6 protein-coding genes are annotated in these 6000 nt (G+C 44.4%); 1 reads left to right on the top strand and 5 read right to left on the bottom strand.

Going from position 1 to position 6000, the window contains the following annotated elements:
- Positions 1-376 precede the first annotated feature (376 nt).
- The gene (locus tag HWQ41_RS16055; protein ID WP_292764557.1) at positions 377-1072 is read left to right on the top strand and encodes an O-methyltransferase; all 696 of its coding nucleotides are present in this window, start codon (positions 377-379) and stop codon (positions 1070-1072) included.
- A 24-nt stretch (positions 1073-1096) separates the two neighbouring features.
- On the opposite strand, the gene HWQ41_RS16050 is transcribed toward HWQ41_RS16055, so the two are convergent.
- The 5 genes from HWQ41_RS16050 to HWQ41_RS16030 all read right to left on the bottom strand — a co-directional run bounded on the left by HWQ41_RS16050 (position 1097) and on the right by HWQ41_RS16030 (position 5688).
- Positions 1097-1237: a hypothetical protein gene (locus tag HWQ41_RS16050; RefSeq protein WP_292764555.1), complete on the bottom strand. Its 141-nt coding sequence runs from the start codon at positions 1235-1237 to the stop codon at positions 1097-1099.
- 314 nt (positions 1238-1551) lie between these two features.
- Positions 1552-2640 (bottom strand): HAMP domain-containing sensor histidine kinase, encoded by a 1089-nt coding sequence (locus HWQ41_RS16045; RefSeq protein ID WP_292764552.1) that lies wholly within the window; start codon positions 2638-2640, stop codon positions 1552-1554.
- Between the two features lie 5 nt (positions 2641-2645).
- On the bottom strand, positions 2646-3356 hold the full coding sequence (locus HWQ41_RS16040; RefSeq protein WP_292764549.1) for a response regulator transcription factor: 711 nt from the start codon (positions 3354-3356) through the stop codon (positions 2646-2648).
- 29 nt (positions 3357-3385) lie between these two features.
- Positions 3386-4081 carry an NYN domain-containing protein gene (locus HWQ41_RS16035; protein ID WP_292764546.1) on the bottom strand — a complete coding sequence of 232 codons (696 nt, stop codon included), beginning with the start codon at positions 4079-4081 and terminating at the stop codon, positions 3386-3388.
- Positions 4082-4608: 527 nt separating this feature from the next.
- Complete coding sequence (locus HWQ41_RS16030; RefSeq protein WP_292764544.1) at positions 4609-5688, bottom strand: fatty acid desaturase; 1080 nt, start codon at positions 5686-5688, stop codon at positions 4609-4611.
- Positions 5689-6000: the final 312 nt, after the last annotated feature.

The following is a 6000-nucleotide window of genomic DNA, read 5'->3' as shown; positions in this document are numbered from 1 at the left end:
AGTCAGAGACTCAATGAATGCATTCCCATACGGAGTATGGGAACGAGGAAAACCTCATCAAGCTAGATTTTTAGGACTTGTGTGTACACCGTAGCTTAAAAAGGGGGGAACCGGAATCAAAGTCCCCCAATTTATCGGGGAGCCACTGCGTTGGGCGGGTTTCCCGACTTGAAGCACGTGGCGTGGATTTAGGGGGATCTAGAACGTTTTGCTACCGACAAGAGGACTTTTCAAACATCCTCTAACGAGAGGCTGCGCGAATGCGGTACCCTGCGGGAAGCCGCTTCTCTACGAGACGCTCCGCGAACGCGTCTACGTTCAAAAAATTTACTTTGACAAAGAGTTTTAGCCTTAACTGAGCCGTATTGTTTTATAGATGGGTAAAAAGCGAGAATCTATGACTCAAGAGCAATGGACTGCGGTTGACCGTTACTTTACCGATCTGCTTGTGCCGCCCGACCCCGCCCTAGATGCGGCTCTCCAGACCAGCGCTGCCGCCGGACTGCCACCGCACAACGTTTCGCCAAACCAAGGCAAACTGCTGCTGCTGTTGGCGCAAATCCAAGGGGCGCGAACCATCCTGGAGATTGGCACGCTGGGCGGCTATAGTACTATCTGGCTGGCGCGGGCGCTACCCAGCGATGGCCGTCTGATCACGCTGGAGGCTGACCCAAAGCACGCCGAAGTTGCTCGCGCCAACATCGCCCACGCTGGTCTGGCCGACATCGTTGACCTGCGCCTCGGACAGGCGCTCTCGACGCTGCCACAGATTGCCGCCGAGGGTCACAGCCCATTTGACCTGATCTTCATTGACGCCGACAAGCCAAACAATCCGCATTACTTCGCGTGGGCGCTCAAGCTTTCTCGTCGCGGTAGCCTGATCATCGCCGATAATGTCGTGCGTAACGGAGCGGTGGTTGATGCTGCTAGCGGTGATCCTAGCGTTCAGGGGGTGCGCCGCTTCAACGAATTACTTGCCTCTGAGCCGCGTGTCAGCGCCACAGCAATCCAGACCGTGGGCAGCAAAGGGTACGACGGCTTTGCGATCGCAATCGTCACCACTGACCAATAGGGCATTGAGCCAAGATCCGTGAATTTATTGCGGAATTTTTGGAATCGATCTTTCAGCTTGGATGTTCACTTCCCAATCAGGGTCATCTAGCACTTGTTGGAAAGCATTGATGGCTCCAAAATTACCTAAATTGCCCATAGCGTAGGCGTAGCCCAACCTAGGCATCGCCACCTCTTTCCTAACATCAAAATAATCATCTGCTAATAACCAAAAATAGCAAGAAATTGTTATTTGGTCAGTCTTGGGAACGATTTCGAGGGAACAGGTAGGCGATCGCAGCGTAACCCGAAACACTGAGTAAACCAACCAAAAAAGCAGCCAGAACAAAAGCAGACATAATGTTACACTCTATGCATTTCCAAAATCTCGACATCCATCAAAAAAACAAGATTTTGGATACTTTCAAATTAGCAATTGGGTATGACACAGCCGTGACTACCTTGTGTCAATCCCTTGTATCTCAAGGGTTTTGACTCAACTCAAGCCAAAGGCAGAAAAAACCGAAATGTACTGCCAACTCCCAATTCGCTTTCTACCTGAATCTGACCGCCTTGTAGTTCAATCAAACGACGGGAAATAGTTAAGCCAATACCAGTGCCTCCCGAATGGCGATCGCGCGATTGGTCGGCTCGCCAGAAGCGCTCAAACACATGGGGCAAATTTTCTGGAGCGATACCAATACCTGTATCCATAACCGCAATCCAGAGTTGAGATGTTTCAGTCCCAACATCAATGGTAATTGAACCTTCATTAGTATAATGCACTGCATTACCTAGCAGATTAACCAACACCTGTTCTGTGCGGTCAATATCTGCCAATACAGGAGGTAGCACAGATGGACATTGCAAGAGCAGAACGGGACCATCTTCTAACAGTTGGTCGGTGAATTTCTCCACTAATGACTCTAACAACGGATGCAGATTTACCCGTTGGATATTAATTGGTAGATAACCAGCTTCTGCCTTAGAGAGTTCTTGTAAATCGTTCACTAACCGTTCTAAACGCCTAGTTTCTTTAGCTAAACGCCGATAAATTTCAGGAGATGCTTCAATTTCCCCATCAGCCAGTTCTTCCAAGTAACCGCGCACAACTGTTAACGGTGTTCGTAGTTCATGGGTCATGTCTCCAATCACTTCTCGCCGCCGCGCTTCTACCCCTTCTAAACTAGCTGCCATTCGGTTGAAACTAGTACTCAGTCCACTGAGTTCTGGAATGTCAGACACAGGTAATCGTGCATCCATCTGACCAGCAGCAAATTTTTGGGTGATTTGTTCCATCTCGGTCAACCGCTGCATAATCCGTCTGGACACCCAATAACTCAATCCTCCGGCGGCGGTGGTGCCGACTAAGACTGACCAAAGAGTGCTTCGCTGCCAAGCAAGTTCAAATCCTGTAACCAATTCAGTACGGACATCGATTAAGTCGAACCCCTGATTTTCTAATCGTTCCAAATGCAAGACAAACAAGCGGGGGGAAGAGATTTTGCTGATGCTCACCAAACTAGCTACCCCCACGATCATTACTACTAAGTGGGAGAAAAATAGGCGCGTTCTCAGCCCCATCTTCATAACATTTACGCTACCGGAGGATCTTCAAATTTATAGCCAACCCCAACAACAGTTTTAATAAAAGTAGGATTTGCCGGATCAGGTTCAATCTTTTTTCGCAACCGAGCTACATGGGTATCCACCACTCGTTCATCGCCAAAAAAGTTATCTCCCCAAAGTTTATCAATTAGTTGAGTACGGTTCCAAACTCGACCAGGATTGCTGACAAAGGTGGTTAGCAAGTTAAATTCTAGGGTAGTTAAGTCCAAAATTTCAACCTCCTGAGAATTCATCTGACGACTGGCAGTGCGCTGGTCTACATCCACAATAAAGTGTTGGGTACGATTGACTTGATTTTGTCCCCCTTGGCGGAGGCTACGCCGTAATAGTGCCCGCACCCTAGCTACCAACTCTCTGGGGCTAAAGGGTTTGACCATATAATCATCAGCACCAGTAGATAGACCAATAACGCGATCTATTTCCTCACCCTTAGCCGTGAGCATCAAAATGTAAGGATCTTTTGCACCTGGTTTCTGGCGAATTCTGGCACAAACTTCTAACCCATCCAAACCAGGAATCATTAAATCTAGAATGATTAAATCAGGTGGTTGCTCCTGAAACATCCGCAAAGCATTCATGCCATCGCGGCTAATGCGACAAAAAAATCCTTCTTTTTCTAAAGATAGTTCGATTAAATGAGCAATTTCTGGTTCATCTTCAACTATTAAAATATCCATTTCAATTTGGGCCGAGCAAAATACGCAGATTAAAGATTTGAATTTGATGATGTGCGATAACTATAGCCAAGATGAGAATCTTTTTGAATGTGTGCTTTAATACTATCGAGGTCAATGAAGCAGTCAGCAACATCAATCAAGCTTTCACTAGTAGTCGTTTGCAGACTGACCACTTCCACTCGAACTCCCATTCTGCTGACAGCGTTCACAGCATAGGCTAAATCTCCATCCCCACTAACTAAAACCGCAGTATCATAATAAGGAGCTAAAGTTATCATGTCCACAGCAATTTCTACGTTCAGATTTGATTTTTTGAAATTCTCTGCTGCTAAAACTAGCTCTTTTGCCACTACACGATAGCCATTACGACGCATCCACAATAGAAAACCCTGTTGCTTTTCATTGCTAATATCAACCCCAGTATAGAAGAAAGCACGCAACAGTCTTGAACCGTTGGTTAAATGACAAAGCAATTTAACATAGTCAATTTCTATGCCGAGTTGTAAAGCTGTATGAAATAGGCTTAAGCCATCAATAAAAATAGCAACTCTACCACGATTGAACCTATTGAAAATCGAACTATCAGGTGCAGGATCTTGCATCTTAGTATCTTTAGCTTTGACAGCAGTATCGCTCAAATTTTGCCCTTGCCAATGTGGTTTAGCTTTGAGTACTTTAGATTCCTTAAATTCATTTCTATGTTTGCTAAAATTAGTTATAATCATTGATACCTCTGATTTTTAAAGCTGGAAAGAGTTTTGGGTAAATTGTCTATAGTATAGTCTGTGCTGATTTCTAACCCTAGCAGGTAACGGTCTTAAGTCACTACATGCAGATAAACTAAACTGGCGCTCAACAAGATTCAAAGTAGACAGCCGAAGGGTTTTTCGTTGTTGTCAGGGTTGGTTTGACGAGATATTGCCTCTGCCCAGAGATATGTTAGTCTTTACCCACCGAGACAGCAAGAGTTTGGAGAAAATAAATCGTAACTGTAAGGGTAGGGGCAAGAATCCGCGAACGTCATCTATCTATATTTTATTTTATCTCTGTATTTTCATAACCTTACAGCCAGGAAGTTGAAATTTACGCAGGCTAAGGACGCTCAAATACTGACAGAGTTAGAAGCACTAATAATGTAATATGCGATGCCTGCGGCGGGCTACGCCAACGCACCTCAAAAGGTAAGTTGTCACAAAGCATTGACGAAAATACAAGATTCCCGACTTCTTTAAAGAAATCGGGAATCTGAATCTTAGCCTTTAGCTAACTTATTCTTAGATGTGTAGTAAACCTTACTACCAGTATCAGGTACAAAATGGCAGCTGATACATGAATGCCATAATGACTTCCAAATGGGTTGCTCCGATTTGTGGAAATACTCACCCATCACTGGTTTTATTGCCTCGGTTGCCTTCAGCAAATTGTAGTGAGGGATGTTAAGGAATATATGGTGAGCAACATGAGTACCAATATCATGATGGATATGATTGATCAAACCATAATTACGGTCAATGCTAGAAATCGCACCTTTCAAGAAAGTCCAATCTTCTCCACGATACCAGGCAATATCTGGCTCAGTGTGATGCAAGAATGTCACCAAATCTAGCCAAATTACGAACACAATGTAAGGCGCAGCATAATATTTCAGCAACCACATCCAACCCCATTGGTAGGTGAGTAAACCCAGCAAACCTACCATGCTAATCAAAAGTACAGTACTAGTGATGACATCCCATTTTTCCGATGGTTTGAAAAGCGAACTACTGGGCAAAAAGTGGGAGCCTTCCTTATTAGGAGAACGCTTAAACAAATACACAGGATAAGCCAATAGAAAAACATAATATCTGCCGATCTTTTGGGCTAAAGGCATCTCATTGTATTGTGATTCTGTCACAGGATACCAGCTTTCATCGTTATCGATATGGCCAGTATTTTTATGGTGAGTTCTGTGGCTAATCCGCCAACCATGATAAGGAACAAGTATTGGTGTGTGAGAAAGATGTCCAATCAAATCATTGAGCCATTTATGCTTAGAAAAAGATTGGTGTCCGCAGTCATGTCCGACTACAAACAAAGCCCAAAACATCGTTCCTTGCATTAACCAGAAAATCGGGAAGAAAAGCCAAGAATCCAGGTAATGAGCTACTGCATAAAGCAGACCGATAATCAAGATATCACGAAAGAAGTAATAAAGTGATTTTGTCACATTGGGCTGAAAGCATTCAGCAGGAATTGCAGATTTTAAATCCTGAAGAGTGAAAGGTAATTTAGTCGCATCCTCAGAGGTTTCACTGCCTAGAGGATTGTTGAACGTGATGATATTTGATGGCACTGGATTCTTTTGTTGGATAGAAATCGGAACTTTATTTGAGACAAGATCCTCTCGTTTCTATGATGCCCACGAAACTAGCGATCGCTAACACACAAGAAGATAATTTCTGGCAATTTACCTAAAATTTTAGTCAGTAAACAATTGCCAGATCCTATTTAAACACCAATACGCTTGGGTTAAGGAGAATCGTAGAATCGTAGGCTGGGGAGCCACTGCGCCCTTGCGGTTTCCCGACTTGTTCGCTCTTAGCATTCCCGCTCTTTAGCAAGTGGCGTTTGAGGAACGAAACCCAACATTTTCAGTGGTTTGTTG

This window comes from Nostoc sp. NOS(2021), assembly GCF_017115025.1.
GTDB lineage: Bacteria > Cyanobacteriota > Cyanobacteriia > Cyanobacteriales > Nostocaceae > Nostoc.
The sequence above is the reverse complement of the archived record's forward strand: the minus strand, read 5'-3'. Positions and strand labels throughout refer to the sequence as shown.

Excerpts from the sequence above, each read along its gene's own strand:
- HWQ41_RS16055 (WP_292764557.1), top strand. The coding sequence starts at position 377 with ATGGGTAAAAAGCGAGAATCTATGACTCAAGAGCAATGGACTGCGGTT.
- HWQ41_RS16050 (WP_292764555.1), bottom strand. The coding sequence starts at position 1,237 with ATGCCTAGGTTGGGCTACGCCTACGCTATGGGCAATTTAGGTAATTTT.
- HWQ41_RS16045 (WP_292764552.1), bottom strand. The coding sequence starts at position 2,640 with ATGAAGATGGGGCTGAGAACGCGCCTATTTTTCTCCCACTTAGTAGTA.
- HWQ41_RS16040 (WP_292764549.1), bottom strand. The coding sequence starts at position 3,356 with ATGGATATTTTAATAGTTGAAGATGAACCAGAAATTGCTCATTTAATC.
- HWQ41_RS16035 (WP_292764546.1), bottom strand. The coding sequence starts at position 4,081 with ATGATTATAACTAATTTTAGCAAACATAGAAATGAATTTAAGGAATCT.